A 21,930-nucleotide genomic window follows, 5' to 3' on the forward strand; every position below is an offset into this window, starting at 1 on the left:
TCGTGTCGTCTCCTGATCTGGTTGTCGTCGGTTCCGGCTTCTTCGGCCTCACCATCGCTGAGCGGTGCGCGACGGAGCTGGGCCTGAACGTGCTCGTGCTCGAGCGTCGCCCGCACATCGGTGGCAACGCCTACTCCGAGTTCGACGAGGAGACCGGCATCGAGGTGCACGTCTACGGGACGCACCTGTTCCACACCTCGAACAAGAAGGTGTGGGACTACGTCAACCAGTTCACCGACTTCACCGGCTACCAGCACCGGGTCTTCGCGAAGTACCAGGGGCAGGTCTACTCCTTCCCGATGAACCTGGGCCTGATCAACCAGTTCTTCGGCCGGAGCCACACCCCGGACGAGGCCCGCGCGCTCATCGCCGAGCAGGCGAGCGAGATCGACACCAAGGACGCGAAGAACCTCGAGGAGAAGGCGATCAGCCTGATCGGCCGCCCGCTCTACGAGGCGTTCGTGAGGGGCTACACCGCGAAGCAGTGGCAGACCGACCCCAAGGAGCTGAGCGCGGACATCATCACGCGCCTCCCGGTCCGCTACAACTTCGACAACCGCTACTTCAACGACACCTACGAGGGTCTCCCGGTCGACGGCTACACCGCCTGGCTGGAGAAGATGGCCGCGCACCCGAACATCACGGTCCGGCTCGACACCGACTTCCTGGATACGTCTAATGGCGTGGCCGACGAGTTCAAGGGCCAGGTCCCGATCGTCTACACCGGCCCGGTCGACGAGTACTTCGGCAACGCCGAGGGCCGCCTGTCGTGGCGTACGATCGACCTCGAGCGCGAGACCGTCGACGTCGATGACTACCAGGGCACCGGCGTCGTGAACGCGAACGACGAGGACCTCCCGTTCACCCGGGTGCTCGAGTTCAAGCATCTCCACCCCGAGCGGACCTACCTGCCCGGCAAGACGATCGTCGTGCACGAGTACTCCCGCTTCGCCGAGGAGGGCGACGAGCCCTACTACCCGATCAACACCGCCGAGGACCGCGAGAAGCTGCTCAGGTACCGCGAGCTGGCCAAGAAGGAGCCGATGGTGCTCTTCGGCGGCCGCCTCGGCACCTACAAGTACCTCGACATGCACATGGCGATCGGCTCCGCGCTGTCGATGTTCGAGAACAAGCTCCGGCCGCACTTCGCCGAAGGTGCGCCGCTGACCAGCGGAGGTGTCGACGAATGACGACCACCACGACCACCACGGCAACCCGCCTGCTCCAGCGCCAGATCCTGCCGCTGGACCACGACCTCGACGTCCTGGCCCTCTACGTCGACGCCGGCCCGGCCGTGCTCGACGCCGACAAGTACGAGATCGGCCACAACCGCCAGGCGCGCGAGATGAACGCCGCCGCGATGCGCCAGGCGCTCGGCGACGGCTCGACGATCCATCCCGACCAGATCGAGTCGCGCACCGCGATCGCGGTGAAGTCGGGGGAGCGGCTCTCGTTCGGCACCTACTTCAACGCGTTCCCGGCGAGCTACTGGCGCCGCTACAGCATCGTCAAGGACGTGCGGCTGGCGATCACGGTCCGCGGCCACGGCGCGACCGTCATCGTCTACAAGTCGATGGCCAACGGCCGCTCGCAGCGCGTCGACGCCGCGACCGCCGAGTCGTCCAACGCCGAGACCTTCACCTTCGACCTGACGCTCAAGCCGTTCGTCGACGGCGGCTGGTACTGGTACGACGTCGTCGCGGGCGACGAGGACGTCGTCGTCGAGTCGGCCGAGTGGTCCACGGACGTCCCGGAGGACCGGGTCCAGAACGGCACCGTCGACATCGCGATCACCACGATGAACCGCCCCGACTTCTGCGCCAAGCTGCTCGGCCAGATCGGCGAGGACGAGGCGCTCGCGCCGTACCTCGACACGGTCTACGTGATGGAGCAGGGCACCGACAAGGTGGTCGACAGCCCCGACTTCGCCAAGGCCGAGGCCGGGCTCGGCGACCGGCTCCGGATCATCGAGCAGGGCAACCTCGGCGGCTCCGGCGGCTACGCCCGCGGCCAGCTCGAGTCGCTGCGCAAGGGCACGGCGACGTACGCGATGATGATGGACGACGACGTCGTCTGCGAGCCCGAGGGCATCATCCGCGCGGTCACCTTCGGCGACCTCGCCCGCCGTCCCACGATCGTGGGCGGCCACATGTTCAGCCTCTACGCCAAGTCGCGCCTCCACAGCTTCGGCGAGATCGTGCAGCCCTGGAAGTTCTGGTGGCAGTCGGCTCCCGGCGTCTTCGGCGACTGGGACTTCTCCGCGCGCAACCTGCGCTCGGCGCGGTGGCTGCACAAGCGCGTGGACGTCGACTTCAACGGCTGGTTCATGTGCCTGATCCCGCGCCAGGTGATCGCCGAGATCGGCCTGTCGCTGCCGCTGTTCCTCAAGTGGGACGACTCCGAGTACGGCCTGCGCGCCCGCGAGGCCGGCTACCCGACCGTCACGTTCCCGGGTGCGGCCGTCTGGCACGTGCCGTGGACCGACAAGAACGACGCGCTGGACTGGCAGTCCTACTTCCACCACCGCAACCGGTTCGTCGCGGCCCTGCTCCACTCGCCGTACAAGAACGGCGGCCGGATGGTCCAGGAGAGCTTCAACCACCAGGTCAAGCACCTGGTGTCGATGCAGTACTCCACCGTCGAGATCCGCCACCAGGCGCTCGAGGACGTGCTGGCCGGGCCGGAGCACCTGCACGAGATGCTGCCGACGCGGCTCCAGGAGATCCGGACGCTGGTCAAGGAGTTCACCGACGCGCGGCTCGAGGCCGACCGCGACGCGTTCCCGCCGGTGCGGCGCACCAAGCCGCCGCGCAAGGGCCGCGACGACACCGCCGTCCCGATGCCCCGCGAGGTCAAGATGGCCGCGCTGATGGCGCCGATCCGGCAGCTGCTCATGCCGGTGCGCCCGCTCAGCAAGGAGTTCCCCGAGGCGGAGCTCCCGGCCATGGACACGCAGTGGTACCGGATCACCAAGTACGACTCGGCGATCGTCTCGATGAACGACGGCACCTCGGCCGCGCTCTACCAGCGCGACCCCGAGAAGTTCCGGGAGCTGATGGCCAAGACCGTGGCGATCCACCGGCGCTTCCGCAAGGAGTGGCCGCGGCTCGCCGAGGAGTACCGGGCGAAGCTCGCCGAGGTGACCTCGCCGGAGGCGTGGGACGAGACGTTCCGTCCGTGGACGGGTGGCGATGACTGACGCAGGACGCGCGCACGTCGTCGACGCGCCCCTGTCGCCGCCGTCTCCGCGGGCGGGGCTCTTCGAGGTCTTCCGGCACCGCTACCTGCTGACCATGCTGGTCAAGCGCGAGATCAGCGCGCGGTACCAGGGCTCGTTCCTGGGGCTGATGTGGTCCTACATCAACCCGCTCTCGCAGCTGTTCATCTACTGGTTCATCTTCGGGATGATCCTCGGCCGCGGGCGGGTCGAGAACTTCGCGATCCACGTCTTCTGCGGCCTGGTGGTCGTCCAGTTCTTCGTCGAGACCTTCAACGCCGGGACTCGCTCGATCGTCCGGAACCGGGCGCTGGTCCAGAAGATGGCGCTGCCCCGCGAGATGTTCCCGGTCGCCTCGATGCTGGTGTCGCTCTACCACATGGGCCCGCAGCTGGTGATCCTCGTGGTCGTCTGCTCGATCGCCGGCTGGACGCCCGACCCCGTCGCTCTGCTCGGCTTCGTGCTGGCGGTCGCGATCATCGCGCTGCTCGGGACGGCGCTCGCGCTGATGTTCAGCGTGGCCAACGTGTTCCTGCGCGACGTGAGCAGCTTCGTCTCGATCCTCACGAACTTCGTCCGCTTCGGCGTGCCGATGGTCTACCCGTACTTCCTCGTCGAACAGCGCTTCGGCTGGGCCGGGCAGTTCTTCCTGCTCAACCCGATCGCCGACGCCGTCCTGCTCGTGCAGCAGGCGTTCTGGGTCGGCACGACGAAGGACCCGGAAGCGGTGCAGGCGCAGAACATCCCCGAGCACCTGTTCGCGTTCGGCTTCCTGGCGCTCGGCATCTCCGCGCTGATGCTGGTCCTCGGGCAGTGGATCTTCCGGCGCTTCGAGAACCGCATCCCGGAGCGCCTCTGATGACCTACCCGTCGAACACCTCGATCGTCGTCGACGACGTCACGAAGTCGTTCACGCTCCAGTTCCACCGCACGCTCAAGCAGATGGCGGTGGCCCGCCTGCGCGGCCAGGAGCTCCGCAACACGTTCAACGCCCTCGACGGGGTCTCGTTCACCGTCGAGCAGGGCGAGTCGATCGGCCTGATGGGCCTCAACGGCTCCGGCAAGAGCACGCTGCTCAAGCTGATCAACGGCGTCATGCGGCCCGACGGGGGAGAGGTCCTCACCCGCGGCCGGATCGCGGGCCTGATCGCCACCGGCGCCGGCTTCCACCCGCAGCTGACCGGGCGGGAGAACATCTTCCTCAACGCCGCCGTCCTCGGCATGTCCGAGGCGGAGACGAAGCGGAAGTTCGACGACATCATCGAGTTCGCCGACATCGGCAAGTTCCTCGATACCCAGGTCGGCCACTACTCCTCGGGCATGTTCGCCCGCCTCGGCTTCTCGGTCGCGATCCACGTGGACTCCGACATCTTCCTCGCCGACGAGGTGCTCGCGGTGGGGGACAAGCCCTTCAAGCAGAAGTGCCTCCAGAAGATGCAGGAGATCCGCGACGGCGGCCGCACGCTCTTCTACGTCAGCCACGCCCCGGGCTCGGTCCGCCGGATGTGCGACCGCGTGCTCGTCCTCGAGCAGGGCAAGCTGGCCTTCGACGGCCCGGTCGACGAGGGCATCAAGTTCGTCAAGTACGACCAGGGCGAGGACACGTCCGAGGACGAGGCCGGCGGGGACATCTGACGCGGAGCGTCAGATAGAAGCCGAGTCGGCGCTAGTTCATCCCGGCGCGAAGCGCCCCCGTCGTGAAATAGCGCCGACTCGGCACTCGCCCAGCGGCCCGCAGGCCGCCAGCGCGCGGCGACCGCGGGCAACTTGCGCCGACTCGGCGGGAATTACAGGGATGAGATTTCTTGACAAATCTCGGAATCGTCGGCGTGTCGAGTAGAAATTACACGTTTGTAGTTACTCGGATTCCCTTCCGTGGCCTCTGTTGCGCGTGTGAAAGTTGCGTCTCGTGTGAACTTCCCCGCGCACATGGAGTACGTCAATGCCCCCCAGAAGGACCAGTTTCGTCACCCTCTGCCAGCAGCTGCTGGCGCTGGGTGTCGTCATCGCCGCCCTGACCCCGGCGGCCAACGTCGTCAGCCTCGACGTCGTGCGTGAGACCCCCGGTGCCAGGGGGACGCCCACGCTCGGCGGCAGCCTGGCGGCGTACTCGAAGGCCGCCGCCACGCCGGCCCGCGTCTCGGCCGCGGCCGTCGACCCCGTCGTCGACGAGTTCGCGCTCACCGCCCCCGCTGGCCGCAAGGCCGGCGTGCTCGGTGACGCGCCGCCCTCGGTCAGCGCGCGCAGCAAGGTCGGCGAGCTCGGTGGCCCCGAGGTCGTCAGCGTCCCCGAGGACGTCTCCGGGTACGGCGCCGTCGGCGTCACCTGGGCCCACGGCGACGAGGTCCCGGACGAGGACCTCACCGTCAAGGTCCGCACGCGCACCGGCGACACCTGGTCGGAGTGGACGGACCTGGAGTACCACGACGAGCACGGCCCCGACCCGGACAGCGAGGAGGGGCAGCACGCCCGCCCCGGCACCGACGCGCTGCTCGTCGGCGAGGTCGACCAGGTCCAGGTCCGCGCGGCCGCCACCGACCGGCTCCCCGCCGACATGAAGCTCGCGGTCATCGACCCCGGGACGGACGCCACGACGGTCCTCGAGCGCCCCGCGCTGGACACCGCGACGATGGACGAGGGCGAGGAGCCCGAGGAGCCCACCGCAGAGGGCGACGGTGACGGTGCGATCGCGCTCAGCGCGGCGACGTACACCCCCAAGCCGCAGATCTTCTCCCGCGCCCAGTGGGGCGCCGACGAGCGCCTGCGCGAGAAGAGCTCGCTGAGCTACTTCGAGGTGCACGCGGGCTTCGTCCACCACACGGTGAACGCCAACGACTACTCGCGGGCCCAGGTGCCGGCGCTGCTGCGCGGCATCTACGCCTACCACACCCAGTCCCGCGGCTGGTCCGACATCGGCTACAACTTCCTCGTCGACCGGTTCGGCCGGATCTGGGAGGGCCGCTACGGCGGTGTCGACCGCCCGGTGGTCGGTGCGCACACGCTCAACTACAACGACTACGCCTTCGCGATGTCGGCGATCGGCAACTACGACGTCAAGCAGCCGTCGAAGGCGACCGTCCAGGCGTACGGCGCGCTGTTCGCCTGGAAGCTCTCCCTCCACGGCGTGGACGCCTCGTCCACGCGCCAGTGGGTCGGGTCGAAGTACTTCCCGGCCATCAACGGCCACCGCGACGCGGCCTCGACGGCCTGCCCGGGTCGCTACCTCTACGCGAAGATCCCGGAGATCCGGAAGCTCGCGGCGGCCGGGCAGAAGGGCTGGTCGGGCCGCAACCTCGAGTCCAACCTGGCCGGCACCGAGCACCCGGACCTGATCGTCCGGCGCACCAGCGACGGCAAGGGCGTCATCCTGCCCACCGGCGGGCTGACCGGCTTCGGCGCCGCGCTCCCCGCGACCAGCGGCATCGGCACCGCCGACGAGGTCGTGGTGTCGCCCGACCTCACCGGCGACGGGTACGGCGACCTGCTGGTCGTGTCACCGAACGGCGCCGCGACCGTGCGCCCGGGCAACGGTGACGGCGCGTTCGGCGCGAGCGTGAAGACGCTCAAGAGGTTCAGCGGCCGAGACCTGGTGACCGCGGTCGGCGACCTCAACGCCGACGGCCACAACGACCTGGTCGCCCGGGGCCCGGGCGGGCGCCTCGACGTCTTCCTCGGGCGCACCCAGACCCGCTTCAAGATCGTCAAGCTCGGCACCGGCTACGGCGGCTACACCTCGCTGATCGGTGCCGGCGACGCGAACGGCGACGGCAAGGCCGACCTGATCGGCCGCGACGCCGACGGCGCGCTCTGGCTGCGCCCCGGCGACGGCAAGGGTGGATTCGGTGCCGCCGCGCCCGTGCCCGGCAGTTGGTCGAAGTTCTCCTCGATCACCGGCATCGGCGACTTCGACAAGGACGGCGACTCCGACCTGTTCGGCCGGGTGGCGGCCAGCAAGTACGGCTACGTGATCCCGTCCAACGGCGACGGCACCTACGGCCGCCCCCTCGGCCCGGTGCTGCGGACCAAGAAGCTCGGCGGGCTGGTCGGCGCCGCGCAGGTCGCCTCCGACGGGACGCCGGACCTGGTGGGTCGCAACGGGACCTCGATCGTGACGCTCCCGAACGCCGGGACCACCGAGCTGAACCGGCCGATCGTCACCAACCTCGCCCTGGGCAACGCCGACCTGGTGCTGAACGCCGGCGACTGGGACCGTGACGGCCACGGCGACGTGATCGTGCGGATCAAGAAGACCGGCTCGCTGATGGTGCGGCTCGGCGACGGCACCGGCCAGTTCGGGAGCTCGATCAAGCTGCCGGGTGACTTCAGCAAGGTGAGCCTGCTCGCCGCGGTCGGCGACATGACCGGCGACGGCTACCCCGACCTGATGGGCCAGCCGGCGGGCTCGGCGATCCGGATCTACCCGGGCGCCGGCGCGGACGGCCTGCGGGCCAGCTACGTCGCGCACAGCCCGATCGACGCGGGCAAGCAGGTCGCGGTCGGCCGGTGGAACGCCGACGGCGCGCCCGACTCGCTGTTCCGCAAGGGCAACAAGCTCACGCTCTACCCCGGCAACGGCCCCGGTGGCCTCACCGGCGCCAAGGCGCTGAGCCTGAACCTCAAGCCGTACGACTGGGTCATCGGCGTCAGCGACGTCCTGCTCACCGGTCACGCGGACCTGATCGTGCGCCAGAAGGCGACGGGCGACCTCTATCTGGTCCAGGGCACCGAGACGGGGTTCTCCGCGCGGCGCTACCTGGGGAGCGGAATGGGGGCCTACGACCTGGCTGGTTGACCCATGCCTCAAGGGAAGCGGGCCGTGGTGCGCTCGGCGGTCGACACCGCATCGAGACGCCCCGGGCCGGGGTGGGTGACCAGGACCAGCGAGCCGTCTCTGGCGAGCGGCTCGGTGAAGGAGGCGAGTCCCGGTGGGGAAGCCGGGTTCGCCTCCGACAGGAGGCGGCCGCCGTCGGTGAGAAGGCTCCCGGCGGCGGCCGCCCGCCACATCTCTCCCTGGGTGAGCCCGGGCACCGCGAGGTCGTCGGGGCCCGGCGGGTCCCAGGCGGTGAACGCGTCCGGCTGCGACCACACCTCGATCCCGACGTCGTGCACGCCGGGCGGCAGCGGGTCGGCGAACCGCACGCCGAGCGGCAGCAGCGAGCAGGCGAGCACGGGGATCTCGTCGGCGTGCGCGGCCCAGCGGTCGAGCGAGGCCGGGCCGCAGACGACCGCGTCGGGGTCGTCCTCGCCCACGACCAGCCCGACGGTCCAGGCCGCCCCGAGGAACACCGGGCCGAGCCAGTGCGGCGGCAGGTCGATGCGGATCGTCTGGCCGCGCTCGAGGTCGTGCTCCTCGCTGAGCAGGCTCGCGGTCTTGGCGACCCAGTTCGCGTACGTCGTCACGGACAGCTCGACCCGCTCGCCGGTCGCGTCGTCGTAGAACGTGATGAACGGGCGCCCCGCGTCCGCGCGGAGCTGGCGAGTCAGGACCTCGGAGAAGGTGGTCACGCACCTAGGCTGCCAGCATGCCCCCGATCGACCACTTCTGGGCCGTGATCCCCGCCGGCGGGGCCGGCACCCGGCTCTGGCCGCTGTCCCGGTCCTCGGCGCCGAAGTTCCTCCACGACCTCACCGGGGGCGGCGGCACGCTGCTCCAGGACACCCGCGCGCGCCTGGCGCCGCTGGCCGAGGACCGGTTCGTGGTCGTCACGGGCCGCCCGCACCGCGACGCCGTGCTGGCCCAGCTGCCCGAGGTCGCACCGGGGCGTGTGCTCGCCGAGCCGTCGCCGCGCGACTCGATGGCCGCGATCGGCCTGGCCGCGGCCGTGCTGGAGCGCGAGGACCCGCAGGCCGTGATGGGCTCGTTCGCCGCCGACCACGTCATCCCCGACCCGGACCTCTTCGCCGACGCCGTGCGTACGGCGGTCGAGGTGGCGCGTGACGACTGGCTGGTCACGCTCGGCATCGAGCCCGCGTTCCCGTCCTCGGCCTTCGGCTACATCCACCTCGGCGGGGACCTGCCCGGACACGCCGGCGCCCGATCGGTGGAGGAGTTCGTCGAGAAGCCGTCGGTGCGCACGGCGGCGGAGTACCTCGCCACCGGCCGCTACCGCTGGAACGCCGGCATGTTCATCGTCCGGCCGACCGTGCTGCTCGACCTGCTCGGCACCTGGCACCCGACCTTCGCGGCCGCACTGCGCGCGATCGCGGCCGAGCCGGGTCGGCTCGACGAGCTCTGGCCGAACCTGCCCAAGATCGCGCTCGACCACGCCGTCGCCGAGCCCGCCGCCGACGCCGGTCGGGTCGCCTGCGTGCCCTCGGCCTTCCGGTGGGAGGACGTGGGCGACTTCGACTCGCTGGCGACGCTGCTCGGCGACGCCGCGGCGACCACCGTCCTCGGCGACGCCGGTCAGGTGATCGCGCAGAACACCAGCGGGCTCGTCGTACCCGCGTCGGGGCGGGTGGTCGCGGTCGTGGGCCTCGACGACGTCGTCGTCGTGGACACGCCCGACGCCCTGCTGGTGACGACCCGGGCGCGCGCCCAGGACGTCAAGGCCGTGGTCGCGGAGCTGAAGGACTCGGGCCGGTCGGAGCTGACCTGACGCTGGCTCGGTGCGTGGGGCCCGCCGACCTCGTCGATTGGTGTCGATTGGTCACGAACCGCACGCCGGCGGGCTCAGATCCTGCGGTTGGTGACCAAACCGCGACCCGGTGTGCGAGGCCGAACGCTCGTCCCCCGAGCAAGCTCAGGGAGACGAGGGCTCACATCGCGCCGGGCTCGGGGGAGTCGAAGTAGGGGTACTCCTCCATGAAGGAGTCGAGGGCCGCGCCGCTGACCTCGGTGCAGTACTGGAAGACGCCCTGCTGCTGGGCGGCCGCCGTCTCGCCCTCGCCGCCGACCGACCAGTGGGTGAACGCGACGTGCTGGCCGTCGGGGAACGTGGCGCCGTCCTCGTCCTCGGAGGTCCAGGGCGCGGCGATGAACTTGTCGCGCATGTTGTCGGAGCCGGCGGCGAACTTGTCGGCGATCGCCTCGAGCTGGTCCATCTGGGCCTCGTCGTCGGCGATGGTCTCGTCGTACCAGAGGATCGTGTAGCCGTGCTCGAGGTTGTGCACGAGCGCCTCGAGCTCGGGGCGGTCGTCGGTGTAGAGCTTGCGCGAGAACGGGGCGGGCGCGACGCCGGCCTCGTTCCAGTGCGAGCCGAAGGCCGGCGGCGCGGTGGAGTACTCGACCGGGGTGGGGTACGGCACGTGCTCCTGGTTGCCGTCCGCCTTCTTCGTCTCGATGTCCTGGCAGACCGAGGCGGCGGCGCCGATGTCCGCGACGTCCTGGTCGTTGAACGCGCGCTGGTCCCACTTGTCCTTGAGGATCGGCACGGCGGCCGCTCCGAGGATCAGGGCGGCGATGAGGACGCAGACGCCGACGATCGCGAAGTTGCGCCGGCGGTCGGCGTTCTTCTGCTTCTTGCGCATCTGGTCGACGACGGCACGGCGGTCGACGGACTTGTCATGCTTGGACACGAGGCGTAATTCTATGGCACGACCCCTGAACCGGATGCGCCTGCTGCGCGACGGCGCCGGCTCAGGCGTCGCACCTGCGGGCGGGTCGCAGCCGTGCATCGCTCGGCGAATCCGTCGCGAGAACCTCCCAGCCATGGGCGAAGGCGAGCGCGTTCAGCGCCCGGCTCATGCCGCGCGGGTGGGTCACCACGAGCGAGCCGCCCTCCTTGGCCGAGTGCGACGCGAGGAGGCCGAGGGCCTGGGTGATCGCGGCGCCCATCTCCTCGGCGGACGCGGGCGCCCCGAAGACGACGCGGTCGGACGGATCGCCGGCGAGGGCCCGGACGACGGCCTCCCGCGCACCGAACCCGAACAGGTCGGCGCCCTCGTCGCGCACCAGCGACGCGGCGCCGGGGCCGTCCTCGCCGGGAGGGAGCACCAGGTCGGCGCGCCCCCGCACGACTGCGAACGGCCGGCCGCCGAGCTTGCCCTGGGCGAGCTCGGCCATCCCGGCGATCTCGTCGGCGACGGCGGGCAGGGTGACGGCGAGCTCGTTGCCGTGGGCGTCGGTGCGTCCGGCGTACTCCTCGGCGACGGTGAGTCCGGCCGCGCCGATGGCGATGTCGGTCTGGCCCTCGCGCCAGGGGCGGCCGGCGGTGTCGGTGACGATCACGCCGACGTTGCGGCCGGCTCGCTGGCGCAGGCCGGTGCGGATCCCGCGGGCGGAGGCGTCGGGGTCCTCGGGCAGCAGCACCACGTAGCCGGCGGCCACGTTCGAGTTGTCGATGCCGGCGGCGGCCATGGTCAGGCCGAGGCGGTTGCGCACGATCGTGGTGGGGCCGCGGCGGGCGACCACGCGGGTCGTCTCCCCGGGCAGCGCGTCGTCCCGGCTGCCGGGCCGGACCCGGCGCTCGGCCTTGCTCACGACCTTGCTGGTGACGACGACGATGTCGCCGTCGGCGAGGTCGACCAGCGGCAGCAGCACCTCGACCAGGTCGGAGCCGGGCCGGATCTCGGGCGCGCCGTCGGGCGCGTCCACCTGGACGCGGCTCATCGCGCCACCAGCTCCACGGCGGCGGCGGCCATCGCGGCGGTGGCGTCGTGGTCGGTCATCATCAGGGGTACGGCGCGGCAGGCCAGCCCGCCCGCCGTGATCCGCTCGACCTGGTCGGCGTCGCGCTCGTCGACCAGCCAGCCGTCGAGCACGCCGCCCTCGGCGCGGCTGCCGTAGTGCAGGCCGACCCCCGCGGCGCTCACCTCGACGCCGATCGAGGTCAGCATCTGCTCGGCCATGCCGCGCACGTGGGTCCCGCCGACGATGGGGGAGAGGCCGACGACCGGAGCCCGGGTGGCGACCAACGCCTCGCGGACGCGGGGGACGCCGAGGATCGTGCCGACGGAGACGACCGGGTTCGACGGTGGCAGCACGACCAGGTCGGCGTCGGTGATCGCGTCGACGACGCCCGGCGCCGGCGTCGCGTCGTCGAGGCCGACGACGACCACGGCCTCGGCGGGCACCTCGGCGCGCAGCCGCACCCAGTACTCCTGGAAGTGGACGACGCGCCGGCCGCTCGGGGCGTCCGGGTCGGCGATCGCGACGTGGGTCTCCACCCGGTCGTCGGTCATCGGCAGCAGCGTGACGCCCGGCTGCCAGCGCCGGCAGAGCGCGGTGGTGACCTCGGAGAGCGGGTAGCCGGCGTCGAGCATCTGGGTGCGGACCAGGTGGGTCGCGATGTCGCGGTCGCCGAGGCCGAACCACGTGGGCTCGACGCCGTACGCCGCCAGCTCCTCCTTGACGCTCCACGACTCCTCGCGGCGGCCCCAGCCGCGGTCGAGGTCGATGCCGTCGCCGAGCGTGTACATCACGGTGTCGAGGTCGGGACACACCTTGAGTCCGTGGATCCACAGGTCGTCGGCGGTGTTCGCGACCACCGTGACGCGGGCGTCGGCGGCGACGCCGGGGAGCCGTCCGGTGGCGATGCCGTGCAGGAGGCCTTGGAGGAACCGGGCGCCGCCCATGCCCCCCGAGAGCACCGTGATGTTGTGCATGCGGATACCTTCTCGCACACGGGAGCCGCGGCGGCGCCGCGGTCCCCGCACTGATAGCACATGCGGGGTTGACTTTCTGGGTACGACAGGCATGTAATTCCCACAGTGTCGTTCGCGTTTCCCTCGCGGTGATCCGGGCCCGTGGGACCGGGGCCGCGGGGACAACGGGGATGTGGGAGCAGTACCGGGTCGAAAGGGCGAAAGCCGTGAGAGAACTATTTCTCCTCGACGGGGACGCCGAGGATGCAGGTTGGCAGGACCGCGCACTGTGTGCGCAGACCGATCCCGAAGCGTTCTTCCCGGAAAAGGGAGGGTCGACGCGGGAGGCCAAGAAGGTCTGCCTGACGTGCGAGGTGCGCGACGAGTGCCTCGAGTCCGCGCTGATGAACGACGAACGCTTCGGCATCTGGGGCGGTCTCTCCGAGCGGGAGCGCCGCAAGCTGAAGAAGCGCGCCGTCTGACTCACGACCGGTGGGGGTGCCTCGGGGGAGAGGCACCCCGCCGGAGTCACTGCTCCGGAGTTCGGGCGCTCACCTCCCGGCCGTTAGGGTTCGGGCCGTGGGTTCCTCGGTCACGGCACTGCTCGTCAGCCATGACGGCAGTCGCTGGCTTCCGGCCGTCATCGACGGCCTGACCTCCCAGACCACCCCGGTCGACGCGGTCCTCGCGATCGACACCGGCAGCAAGGACGACAGCGCCGACCTGTTGGAGCGCGCGTTCGGCGACGTGCTCCGCGCCCCGGGCTCGACCTCGTTCCCCGCCGCCGTCGCGATGGGCGTCGAGCGGATGCTCGTCTCGGCCTCCACCAGCGACTGGGTCTGGATCCTCCACGACGACGCGAACCCGGACCCCGGCGCGCTCGCGGCCCTCCTCGAGGCCGCCGCCGCCGACCCGGACGCCGACGTCCTCGGCCCGAAGCTGCGCGAGTGGCCCTCGCTGCGCCGGCTGCTCGAGCTCGGCGTCACGATCTCCGGCACCGGCCGGCGCGAGACCGGCCTCGAGCGCGGCGAGTACGACCAGGGCCAGCACGACGAGGTGCGCGAGGTGCTCGCGGTCAACACCGCCGGCATGCTGGTGAAGCGCGAGGTGCTCGAGGAGCTCGGCGGGTTCGACGCCCAGCTGCCGATCTTCGGCAACGACATCGACTTCGGCTGGCGCGCCGCCGCGCGCGGCCACAAGACCGTCGTGGTGCCGCAGGCCATCGTGTTCCACGCCGAGGCCGCGCACCGCGGCGTACGCCGGACGCCGCTGACCGGGCGGCACACGCACTACCAGGAGCGGCGGGCCGCGCTCTACACGCTGCTCGCGAACGCGCGCGGTCGGGCGCTGCCGTGGCTGGTCGTCCGGCTGTTCTTCGGCACGCTGCTGCGGATGCTCGGCTTCCTCGTGGTCCGCTCGGTCGGCGAGGCGCTCGACGACCTGGCGGCGCTGCTCAACCTCTACGCGCACCCCGGCGAGATCCGGGCGGCCCGGCAGGCGCGGCGGGCGCGGGGCAGCGACCCCGAGCGGGCGCGGCCGCTCCTCTCGCCGTGGTGGGTGCCCTACCGCCACGGGCTCGACTTCCTCGGCGACCTCCTCACCGCGGCCACCAACCAGGCCGCCGACGTCGCCGAGCGCCGCCGGATGGCCGCCGCCGAGCACGCGCCGGCGAGCACCGTCGCCCGGCCGCGCGGCTCGACGATCGACGGCGAGGACGACTTCGTGGAGGACACCGGCGCCGTCGCGCGGTTCCTCACCAACCCGATCGCGCTCGCCCTGACGATCTTCGTGCTCGTCGCGCTGGCCGGCACCCGCGGGGCGCTCGACCCGGTCGCGGGCGCCGGGCTCTCACCGACGCCGGCCGGGGTGTCGGACTGGTGGCGGCTCCAGTACGAGACCTGGCACCCGCTGGGCACCGGGACGGCGGTCCCCGCTCCGGCGTACCTCCTCCCGCTGTCGCTGATCGGCACCCTGCTGCTCGGCAGCGCGTCCGCCGCAGTGTCGGCGGTGCTGCTGCTCGCCGTCCCGGTCGGGTTGTGGGGCGCCTGGCGGTTCCTGCGCGTCGCCGGACGGCTGGTCACCGCGGCCGGTGCGCCGCGGTCGGTGCTGCTCTGGGGCTCGATCACCTGGGCGCTCGTCCCGGTCGCGAGCGGCGCCTGGGGCGACGGCCGGCTCGGCGTCGTGGTGCTCGCGGCGCTGCTGCCGTGGCTCGCGCACGCCGCCCTCGGCTTCGCCGACCCGGACGCCGACCGCCGCTGGCGCGCGGCCTGGCGGACCGGCCTGCTGCTCGCCATCACCGCGGCCTTCGCCCCGGTGCTGTGGCTGTTCGCGGTCGTGCTCGGCGTCGTGGCCACCGCTGCGGCGTTCGCGATCGTGCGGACCGCCGAGCGCTCGGTGTGGGGCCCGCCGGCACTCGCCGTCGGGATCGTCCCGGTGCTGCTCGCCCCGTGGTGGATCCCGGCCGTCCAGCGGCGCGCCGCCGAGGGCCTGCTGCTCGACAGCGGCCGCCTGCCCGCCCCCGTCGTCGACGGCCTCGACCTGGCCTCCGGCCGGCTCGACGGCCTCGGTGCGCCCTGGTGGCTCGGGCTGGTGATCGCCGTCCTCGCGCTGGTCGCGCTCGTGCCGCGGGCGACCCGGATCCCGGTCCTCGTCTGCTGGATCGTCGCGCTGGTCGCGGGACTCCTGGCCGCGCTGCTCGCGGCGTTCTCCCTCGACCTCGCCGCGATCTCGACGGCCGTCGGGCTCGGCGCCCTCGTCGTCGTCCTCCAGGGCGCGCTCGTCGTGGCGGTCGTGCTCGGAGCCGTCGGCGCCGCCCACGACCTCACGTCCTGGCGCCGCGTCGCCGCCGGGGCCGTCGCCGTGGCCGCGGTCTGCGTGCCGGTCGGCACGCTCGGCTGGTGGCTGGTCGACGCCGACCCGGCGATCGAGGACGGCATCGACACCGACATCCCGGTCTACATGGTCCAGAGCTCGGAGCAGGGGCCCGAGCACGGCATCCTCGTCGTGCGCGGCAGCGTCGACGACGGCCTGACCTACACGATCCGCCGCGGTGACGGCGTCACGCTCGGGGAGGACGAGATCCTCGACCTGACCGCCGAGGACGAGGACTTCACCGAGCTGGTCACCGCGCTCGCGTCGCGGCCGACCCCGGCGGTCGTCGACGAGCTGGGCGAGCACGGGATCGAGTACGTCGTCCTGCCCTCGCCCGCCGACGGCGACGTCGCCGCCGTCCTCGACGCCGCGGCCGGCCTGGTGCAGGCCAGCGCCGAGGAGCGCACCACCCGGGCCTGGCAGGTCGACCGTCCGCTCGACGCCGGCGTGCTCGACGGACCGACGTCATGGCTGCGGGTGGTGCTGCTGGCCGTGCAGGCCCTCGCGATCGTGGTGGTGCTCGTACTCTGCCTGCCCACCACGAGCCGGAGGAGGTCGGCATGAGCAGCACGACGCCCGGCCGCCGGTCGGCCGCTCGCCGCCGGGGCCCGAACCTGACCACGGTGCTCGCCGTCGCGCTCCCGCTGGTCTGCGCGCTCGCGCTGTTCCTCGTGCGCCCGCCGGAGCAGGCCGACACCTCCGCGCCGCCCACCCGTACCCCGCTGACCCGCGCGACCGTCGTCTGCCCCTCCGGCGAGGGCGACGTCGTGGTCACCACCGTGGCCGAGGACGTCCAGGGCACGGTGCGGGTCGGCCCCCGTGAGGTCCGGGCCGCGAGCGGGCGGGTCACCTCGGTCGACGCCGGCGCCGAGCCGGTCGTCGTGGCCGGCGAGGACGACACCGCGCCCGGCCTGGTCGCGTCGCGGGTCACCTCCGGCGCGGCGGCCGGCTGCCGCCCGCCCGCGTCGAGCTCGTGGTTCGCGGGCGTCGGGTCGGGCGCCGGCCACCGGTCGGTCCTCGAGCTCACCAACCCCGACTCCGGCACGGCGGTCGCGGACGTCACCGTCTACGGCCGCAGCGGCGTGGTGGACGCGCCGCGCCTGCGAGGGGTGTCGGTCCCCGGCGGCAGCAGCGTCCAGCTGGACCTCGCCTCGCTCGTGCCGCGCCGCGACGAGCTCTCGCTCCAGGTCGTGTCCGCCCGCGGCCGGATCGCGGCGACCCTGCTCGACCGGATCGACCCGCTCGGCCGCGGCGCCACCGTGAGCGACTGGCTCCCGGCGCAGGCCGAGCCGTCGACCTCGAACCTGCTGCTCGGCCTCGGGCCGGGAAGCTCCACCCGGCGCACGCTCGTCGTCGTCAACGGCGGCGCCGACGAGGTGCTCGCCTCGGTCAAGGTCGTGACGGAGGAGTCCGTGTTCACGCCCCGGGAGGTCGAGGACCTCCGCATCCCGCCGCAGAGCACCGCCCGGCTCACCGTCGGCGGCGCCCTCGCCCAGGCGCTCCAGGGAGCGACCGGCCTGCTGGTCACCACGAACGAGCCGGTCAGCACGACGCTGCGCACCTACGTCGAGGGCGACCTGTCGCACGCCGTACCCGATCCGGCGCTGACGGGCGCGGCCACCGTGATCGTGTCCGAGGGCGAGAAGCAGCTGCTGCTCGCCGGCGCGGCCGGCGCCGGCTCGGTCCGGGTGGTCGCGCGCACGGCGGCCGGCAAGCCCCTCGCCACCCGCACCGTCGACGTGGCCCCGGGCCGGGGCTACGCGGTGAACCTGCCCTCCGGTGCGGTCCTCGTGACCGTGAGCCCGTCGCGCACCACCGTGTCCGGGGCCGTGCTGGCCACCGGCGACGGCACCGCGGTGGTCCCGCTCACCGAACCCGCGATGAACGGTCTCGTGCCGGCCGTCCGGCCGGGCCTGCCGTGAGCCCGGGGTCAGTCCGGCGCGATCTGCCCGGCGCGGCTAGGGGTGGCGTCGCCGGCTGACCGGACCGCGGTCCAGCAGCCGGGCCACCTCCCGCGAGACGCTGTGCTGGCGCAGCACCGGGGTGTCGCCGGCGTCCGCCGACGCCAGGCCCGCGACGACCTCGTCGAGCACCCGGCGGGCGGGCTTGCGGGGCACCCGGCCGCATCCGGGTGATCGTCATGGTGTGCTGCTCGCGCTCGACGTCGTCGAGGAGGCGCTCCGCGGCGACCTTGTGCCGGCTCTATGGCGAGGACGGGATGCCGTGGGTCGGGAAGTCCTCGTCGACCGGAACCGCGTCCCGCCGCGGCGAGTAGACGCCGATCGAGGACTGGTGGACCAGGTGCGGCACGCGCTGCTCGATCGCCGTCCGCACGACCCGCTGGGTGCCGCCGACCCCGAGCGCCTCCAGGTAGGCGACCCGGTGGGTGGGCTGGAAGCCCCACGCCAGGTGCACCACCGCGTCGGCGCCCGCGAACGCCTCCCGGAGGACCTCGTCGCTCGCGTCGGTCGTCAGGTCCGCCGCGTACCACTCGACGCCGTCGTCGTCCGGTGGCCGGCGGACGATCCCGACGAGCTCGTGGCCGTCCCGCTGGAGCCGCCGCACCAGCGCCGACCCGACGTTGCCGCTGGCGCCGGTGATCGCGATCCGCATGCGGCCCGGTTCCCGAGGGGGTGGCCGGGCATTCGGGGCGGACGCGGGCCGGCGGTGCGTCAGCCACCGTTCGGCCGGCGCTTTCGGTGGCCAGCTCACCGCCGGCCGGGCGGACGCGGGGCGGCGGTGTGTGAGCCACCGTTCGGCCGGCGCTTTCGGTGGCCAGCTCACCGCCGGCCGGGCGGACGCGGGCCGGCGGTGTGTGAGCCACCGTTCGGCCGGCGCTTTCGGTGGCCAGCTCACCGCCGGACCCGGCCCTCAGTCCTTCTCGTACCTCGGGTCGACCTGCTCGGCCTCGATGCCGAGCAGCTCGGCGACCTGCTCGACGACGATCGTCAGCACCAGGGCCTCGAGGTCCTCGCGGGTCTCGGCGCGGTGCTCGATGGGGCGGCGGAAGAGCACGAGCCGGGTGGGGTCGGTGCCCGAGCCGCGGACGAGCGAGGAGAGCGGCACCGTGCCCGGGTCCCAGTCGTCGGGGAGCTGCGGGGTGTCCTCGACGGCGTACTCGACCAGGCCGAGGCGGTCCTGCCAGCGCTCGTCGATGTCGGTGACGATGCCGAGGGCGAGGTCGTCGAAGCGCTCGCGGCGGGTGCGGGTCTCGGGCCGTCCGGGGGTCCGGGGGAGGACGGCGGGGCCGCGCATCCCGCGGCCGCGACGGTCCCGCTGACGAGGCTTGCGATCCACGCCGCGAGCCTAATCGGCGCGGACCCGGGTGGGAGGTACCGTCTGCCGCGTGAGTCCTGCCCGCCGTTGTTCGCGCACCGCCTGCGGCCGGCCCGCGGTCTGCACGCTGACCTATGTCTACGCGGACCAGACGGCGGTGCTCGGGCCGCTGGCGACCTACGCCGAGCCGCACGCCTACGACCTCTGCGAGCAGCACAGCGAGCGCCTGAGCGCACCGCGCGGCTGGGAGGTGCTGCGGCTGGCGGCCGACCCCGCGGCCCAGGGCCCCTCCAGCGACGACCTGCTCGCGCTCGCCGACGCCGTCCGCGAGGCGGCCCGACCGGCCCCGCCCGCGCAGATCCGACGCGCCGAGGAGACCGGCCGCGAGGTCACCCGCCGCGGGCACCTCCGGGTGCTCACCTCCGACTGACCCCGGCGCACTAGAGTCGCCGCCATGGCCGACACCCTCGATCCGGCGAACGTGCACGCCGTCTTCAAGGCGTACGACGTCCGGGGGACCGTGCCCGACCAGATCGACGAGGCGCTGGCCCGGGCGACGGGGGCGGCGTTCGTGCAGGTCACCGGGGCGGCGACCGTGGTGGTCGGCCACGACATGCGGCCCAGCTCGCCGGGCATGGCGGGCGCGTTCGCGGACGGCGCCAGCGCGGCCGGCGCCGATGTGGTGATGATCGGGCTCGCGTCGACCGACCAGCTGTACTTCGCCTCCGGCCACCTCGGCCACCCGGGTGCGATGTTCACCGCGAGCCACAACCCCGCGCAGTACAACGGCATCAAGATGTGCCGCGGCCACGCCCGGCCCATCGGCATGGAGACCGGCCTCGCCGACATCCGCGACCTCGCGCTCGAGCGGCCGGGTCCCGGCCCGGTGCCCGGCGACATCACCGAGCACGACGTGCTCGAGGCGTACGCCGCCCACCTGCTCTCGCTCGCCCCGGTCGTGGGCCGCCGGCTCAAGGTCGTCGCCGACGCCGGCAACGGCATGGCCGGCCACACCGCGCCCGCGGTGTTCGCCCGGCTCGGCGACGCGGTCGAGCTGGTGCCGATGTACTTCGAGCTCGACGGCACCTTCCCGAACCACGAGGCGAACCCGATCGAGCCGGAGAACCTCCGCGACCTCCAGGCCCGCGTGCTGGAGGAGGGCGCCGACATCGGCCTGGCCTTCGACGGCGACGCCGACCGCTGCTTCCTCGTGGACGAGAAGGGCCGGCTCGTCTCGCCCTCGACGCTCACCGCGCTGATCGCGGCCCGCGAGCTCGCCAAGGAGCCGGGCGCGACCGTGATCCACAACCTCATCACGAGCCGCGCCGTCCCCGAGATCGTGTGCGAGCTGGGTGGCACGCCGGTCCGCACCCGCGTCGGCCACTCCTTCATCAAGGCGACCATGGCCGAGACCGGCGCGATCTTCGGCGGCGAGCACAGCGGGCACTTCTACTTCCGCGACTTCTGGCGCGCCGACTCCGGGATGCTCGCCGCGCTCCACGCCCTCGCCGCACTGGCGGAGACCGAGCGGCCGCTCTCGGACCTTCTCGCCGAGTTCGAGCGCTACGTGCTGTCCGGCGAGATCAACAGCGAGGTCGCCGACCCGGCGGCCGTGGTGGCCGACCTCGAGGCGGCGTACTCCGCCCAGGACGGCGTCACCACCGACCGCCTCGACGGCCTGACCGTCAGCCACGCGGACTGGACCTTCAACGTCCGGCCCTCCAACACCGAGCCGCTGCTCCGCCTCAACGCCGAGGGCCGCGACGAGGCCACGATGGTGAGCGTCCGCGACGCCGTGCTCGCCCAGATCAGGAAGTAGACCGATGCCGAACATCGACCCCGCGCTGCTGGAGATCATCGTCTGCCCGGCCTGCCGCTCCGACCTCGCCCTCACCGGTGAGGAGCTGGTGTGCAGCGGCTGCGGCCTGGCCTACCCGATCCGCGACGACATCCCGGTCCTGCTGGTCGACGAGGCCCGCAAGCCCGACTGACCGGACACGACATGGCCACCTGGTTCGACGAGTCCCGCCTCGACGACGCCGCCCTGGAGGGCGACGTCCGGCTCCGGGCGCTGGCCGAGTCCGGCTCGCGCGTCCGCCTCGCGGCCGGCGACGCCGCGGAGTCGCTGGAGGAGGCGGTACGCCGCGCGGAGGGGCTCGCCCGCCCCCGCGCGGTCGTCGCCGCCGGCCCGGACTCCCGCCTGCTGCGCGCGGTCCTGGAGCCGTGGTGTCCGGTGCCGTTCGTGGCCTGGCCCGGACCCGCGCTGCCCGGCTGGGCCGGCAGCCTCGACCTCGTCGTGGTGCTCGCGCCCGACGGCGCCGACACCGGCACCGCGTCCGCGGTCGCCGAGGCGGTCCGCCGGGGCTGCCAGGTCGTCGTCGCGTGCCCGCCCGGCTGCCTCGTGGCCGACCACGCGGCCGGTCGCTGGAGCACGATCCTCCCGACCGGCACCCGCGACCAGCTCGCGACGGCCGTGGTCGTCCTCGACTTCCTGCACCGGGTCTCGCTCGGGCCCGAGGCCGACGCCGAGCAGGTGGCCGACGCGCTCGACCAGGTCGCGATCGGCTGCTCGCCGCACCGCGACCTCGCGGTCAACCCCGCCAAGATGACCGCGATCGCCCTCGCCGACGCCAGCCCGCTGGTGTGGGGCGGGTCGGTGCTGGCCGCCCGCGCGGCCCGCCGGGTCGCCGAGTCGGTCCGCCGGGTCACCGGCCGCACCGCGCTCGCCGGCGACGCCGAGCACCTGCTGCCGGTGCTCGAGGGCGCGCGGCAGCGCGATGTGTTCGACGACCCGTTCGCCGACGAGACGGGGGAGCGGCGACCGGTGCTGGTGGTGCTCGACGACGGCAGCGACGAGCCCGTCGTCCGGGAGCAGCGCGGCCGGCTCCAGGCGGCGGCCGCGGCCCGCGGCGTACGCGTCGAGACCGTCACCACCGACGCCCCCTCCGAGGTGGCGAGATATGCCTCACTGCTCCTGAGCGGCACCTACGCCTCGGAGTACCTGCGAGTAGGCCTGGTCGAGGACTGAGTTCACCGTCCGC

The 21,930-nt window shown here is 72.7% G+C and carries 20 protein-coding genes; 13 read left to right on the forward strand and 7 right to left on the reverse strand.

Annotation, left to right across the window (positions count from 1 at the left end):
- The first annotated feature begins 2 nt into the window (after positions 1-2).
- From glf to ACYQ0U_RS02175, 5 genes are all read left to right on the forward strand, one after another.
- Positions 3-1,190 carry a UDP-galactopyranose mutase gene (gene glf, locus ACYQ0U_RS02155; protein WP_459968916.1) on the forward strand — a complete coding sequence of 396 codons (1,188 nt, stop codon included), beginning with the start codon at positions 3-5 and terminating at the stop codon, positions 1,188-1,190.
- On the forward strand, positions 1,187-3,199 hold the full coding sequence (locus ACYQ0U_RS02160; protein ID WP_459968918.1) for a glycosyltransferase: 2,013 nt from the start codon (positions 1,187-1,189) through the stop codon (positions 3,197-3,199). Before glf ends, ACYQ0U_RS02160 begins: the two co-directional genes overlap by 4 nt.
- On the forward strand, positions 3,192-4,076 hold the full coding sequence (locus tag ACYQ0U_RS02165; RefSeq protein WP_459968920.1) for an ABC transporter permease: 885 nt from the start codon (positions 3,192-3,194) through the stop codon (positions 4,074-4,076). The genes ACYQ0U_RS02160 and ACYQ0U_RS02165 overlap by 8 nt, the downstream gene beginning before the upstream one ends.
- A complete protein-coding gene (locus tag ACYQ0U_RS02170; protein WP_459968922.1) occupies positions 4,076-4,852 on the forward strand; it encodes an ABC transporter ATP-binding protein in 777 nt (258 codons plus the stop codon). Before ACYQ0U_RS02165 ends, ACYQ0U_RS02170 begins: the two co-directional genes overlap by 1 nt.
- 307 nt (positions 4,853-5,159) lie before the next feature.
- Positions 5,160-8,009 carry an FG-GAP-like repeat-containing protein gene (locus ACYQ0U_RS02175; protein ID WP_459968924.1) on the forward strand — a complete coding sequence of 950 codons (2,850 nt, stop codon included), beginning with the start codon at positions 5,160-5,162 and terminating at the stop codon, positions 8,007-8,009.
- 8 nt (positions 8,010-8,017) lie between these two features.
- On the opposite strand, the gene ACYQ0U_RS02180 is transcribed toward ACYQ0U_RS02175, so the two are convergent.
- Complete coding sequence (locus ACYQ0U_RS02180) at positions 8,018-8,722, reverse strand: TIGR03089 family protein (RefSeq protein WP_459968926.1); 705 nt, start codon at positions 8,720-8,722, stop codon at positions 8,018-8,020.
- A gap of 17 nt (positions 8,723-8,739) precedes the next feature.
- Between ACYQ0U_RS02180 and ACYQ0U_RS02185 the strand changes: the two genes are divergently transcribed.
- Positions 8,740-9,816, forward strand: a complete 1,077-nt coding sequence (locus tag ACYQ0U_RS02185) for a mannose-1-phosphate guanylyltransferase (RefSeq protein ID WP_459968928.1) — start codon at positions 8,740-8,742, stop codon at positions 9,814-9,816.
- 160 nt (positions 9,817-9,976) lie between these two features.
- Here the strand turns inward: ACYQ0U_RS02185 and ACYQ0U_RS02190 are convergent, their stop codons facing one another.
- The 3 genes from ACYQ0U_RS02190 to cofD form a co-directional block, all read right to left on the reverse strand.
- A complete protein-coding gene (locus ACYQ0U_RS02190) occupies positions 9,977-10,735 on the reverse strand; it encodes a DUF3105 domain-containing protein (RefSeq protein WP_459968930.1) in 759 nt (252 codons plus the stop codon).
- A gap of 61 nt (positions 10,736-10,796) precedes the next feature.
- Positions 10,797-11,768: a coenzyme F420-0:L-glutamate ligase gene (cofE, locus tag ACYQ0U_RS02195; protein WP_459968931.1), complete on the reverse strand. Its 972-nt coding sequence runs from the start codon at positions 11,766-11,768 to the stop codon at positions 10,797-10,799.
- Positions 11,765-12,763, reverse strand: a complete 999-nt coding sequence (gene cofD / locus ACYQ0U_RS02200) for a 2-phospho-L-lactate transferase (protein ID WP_459968933.1) — start codon at positions 12,761-12,763, stop codon at positions 11,765-11,767. Before cofD ends, cofE begins: the two co-directional genes overlap by 4 nt.
- A gap of 170 nt (positions 12,764-12,933) precedes the next feature.
- On the opposite strand from cofD, the gene ACYQ0U_RS02205 reads away from it, so the two are divergent.
- The 3 genes from ACYQ0U_RS02205 to ACYQ0U_RS02215 all read left to right on the forward strand — a co-directional run bounded on the left by ACYQ0U_RS02205 (position 12,934) and on the right by ACYQ0U_RS02215 (position 17,535).
- Positions 12,934-13,224: a WhiB family transcriptional regulator gene (locus ACYQ0U_RS02205; protein ID WP_459968935.1), complete on the forward strand. Its 291-nt coding sequence runs from the start codon at positions 12,934-12,936 to the stop codon at positions 13,222-13,224.
- Positions 13,225-13,321: 97 nt separating this feature from the next.
- The gene (locus ACYQ0U_RS02210) at positions 13,322-16,177 is read left to right on the forward strand and encodes a glycosyltransferase (RefSeq protein WP_459968937.1); all 2,856 of its coding nucleotides are present in this window, start codon (positions 13,322-13,324) and stop codon (positions 16,175-16,177) included.
- Positions 16,174-17,535 carry a DUF5719 family protein gene (locus ACYQ0U_RS02215; RefSeq protein WP_459968939.1) on the forward strand — a complete coding sequence of 454 codons (1,362 nt, stop codon included), beginning with the start codon at positions 16,174-16,176 and terminating at the stop codon, positions 17,533-17,535. The genes ACYQ0U_RS02210 and ACYQ0U_RS02215 overlap by 4 nt, the downstream gene beginning before the upstream one ends.
- Positions 17,536-17,571: 36 nt before the next feature.
- On the opposite strand, the gene ACYQ0U_RS02220 is transcribed toward ACYQ0U_RS02215, so the two are convergent.
- From ACYQ0U_RS02220 to ACYQ0U_RS02230, 3 genes are all read right to left on the reverse strand, one after another.
- Positions 17,572-17,730 (reverse strand): hypothetical protein, encoded by a 159-nt coding sequence (locus ACYQ0U_RS02220; protein ID WP_459968941.1) that lies wholly within the window; start codon positions 17,728-17,730, stop codon positions 17,572-17,574.
- 85 nt (positions 17,731-17,815) lie between these two features.
- A complete protein-coding gene (locus tag ACYQ0U_RS02225; protein ID WP_459968943.1) occupies positions 17,816-18,226 on the reverse strand; it encodes an NAD-dependent epimerase/dehydratase family protein in 411 nt (136 codons plus the stop codon).
- A gap of 258 nt (positions 18,227-18,484) precedes the next feature.
- Complete coding sequence (locus ACYQ0U_RS02230; RefSeq protein ID WP_459968945.1) at positions 18,485-18,910, reverse strand: metallopeptidase family protein; 426 nt, start codon at positions 18,908-18,910, stop codon at positions 18,485-18,487.
- A gap of 49 nt (positions 18,911-18,959) precedes the next feature.
- Between ACYQ0U_RS02230 and ACYQ0U_RS02235 the strand changes: the two genes are divergently transcribed.
- The 4 genes from ACYQ0U_RS02235 to ACYQ0U_RS02250 are packed head-to-tail and all read left to right on the forward strand — an operon-like array spanning position 18,960 to position 21,917.
- A complete protein-coding gene (locus tag ACYQ0U_RS02235; protein ID WP_459968947.1) occupies positions 18,960-19,319 on the forward strand; it encodes a DUF3499 domain-containing protein in 360 nt (119 codons plus the stop codon).
- Between the two features lie 24 nt (positions 19,320-19,343).
- Positions 19,344-20,708 (forward strand): phosphomannomutase/phosphoglucomutase, encoded by a 1,365-nt coding sequence (locus ACYQ0U_RS02240; RefSeq protein ID WP_459968949.1) that lies wholly within the window; start codon positions 19,344-19,346, stop codon positions 20,706-20,708.
- A 4-nt stretch (positions 20,709-20,712) separates the two neighbouring features.
- A complete protein-coding gene (locus ACYQ0U_RS02245; RefSeq protein ID WP_459968951.1) occupies positions 20,713-20,880 on the forward strand; it encodes a Trm112 family protein in 168 nt (55 codons plus the stop codon).
- Positions 20,881-20,891: 11 nt separating this feature from the next.
- Entirely contained in the window at positions 20,892-21,917 is a 1,026-nt protein-coding gene (locus ACYQ0U_RS02250; protein WP_459968953.1) for an SIS domain-containing protein, read from the forward strand.
- Positions 21,918-21,930 lie beyond the last annotated feature (13 nt).

It is taken from the genome of Nocardioides pyridinolyticus (genome assembly GCF_054653575.1).

Bases quoted from the DNA above. Each gene is read 5' to 3' on its own strand.
- ACYQ0U_RS02240 (WP_459968949.1), top strand. From the start codon at position 19,344: ATGGCCGACACCCTCGATCCGGCGAACGTGCACGCCGTCTTCAAGGCG.
- ACYQ0U_RS02250 (WP_459968953.1), top strand. From the start codon at position 20,892: ATGGCCACCTGGTTCGACGAGTCCCGCCTCGACGACGCCGCCCTGGAG.
- ACYQ0U_RS02185 (WP_459968928.1), top strand. From the start codon at position 8,740: ATGCCCCCGATCGACCACTTCTGGGCCGTGATCCCCGCCGGCGGGGCC.
- ACYQ0U_RS02165 (WP_459968920.1), top strand. From the start codon at position 3,192: ATGACTGACGCAGGACGCGCGCACGTCGTCGACGCGCCCCTGTCGCCG.
- cofD (WP_459968933.1), bottom strand. From the start codon at position 12,763: ATGCACAACATCACGGTGCTCTCGGGGGGCATGGGCGGCGCCCGGTTC.
- cofE (WP_459968931.1), bottom strand. From the start codon at position 11,768: ATGAGCCGCGTCCAGGTGGACGCGCCCGACGGCGCGCCCGAGATCCGG.
- ACYQ0U_RS02215 (WP_459968939.1), top strand. From the start codon at position 16,174: ATGAGCAGCACGACGCCCGGCCGCCGGTCGGCCGCTCGCCGCCGGGGC.
- ACYQ0U_RS02245 (WP_459968951.1), top strand. From the start codon at position 20,713: ATGCCGAACATCGACCCCGCGCTGCTGGAGATCATCGTCTGCCCGGCC.
- ACYQ0U_RS02205 (WP_459968935.1), top strand. From the start codon at position 12,934: ATGTGGGAGCAGTACCGGGTCGAAAGGGCGAAAGCCGTGAGAGAACTA.
- ACYQ0U_RS02175 (WP_459968924.1), top strand. From the start codon at position 5,160: ATGCCCCCCAGAAGGACCAGTTTCGTCACCCTCTGCCAGCAGCTGCTG.
- ACYQ0U_RS02170 (WP_459968922.1), top strand. From the start codon at position 4,076: ATGACCTACCCGTCGAACACCTCGATCGTCGTCGACGACGTCACGAAG.
- ACYQ0U_RS02160 (WP_459968918.1), top strand. From the start codon at position 1,187: ATGACGACCACCACGACCACCACGGCAACCCGCCTGCTCCAGCGCCAG.
- ACYQ0U_RS02225 (WP_459968943.1), bottom strand. From the start codon at position 18,226: ATGCGGATCGCGATCACCGGCGCCAGCGGCAACGTCGGGTCGGCGCTG.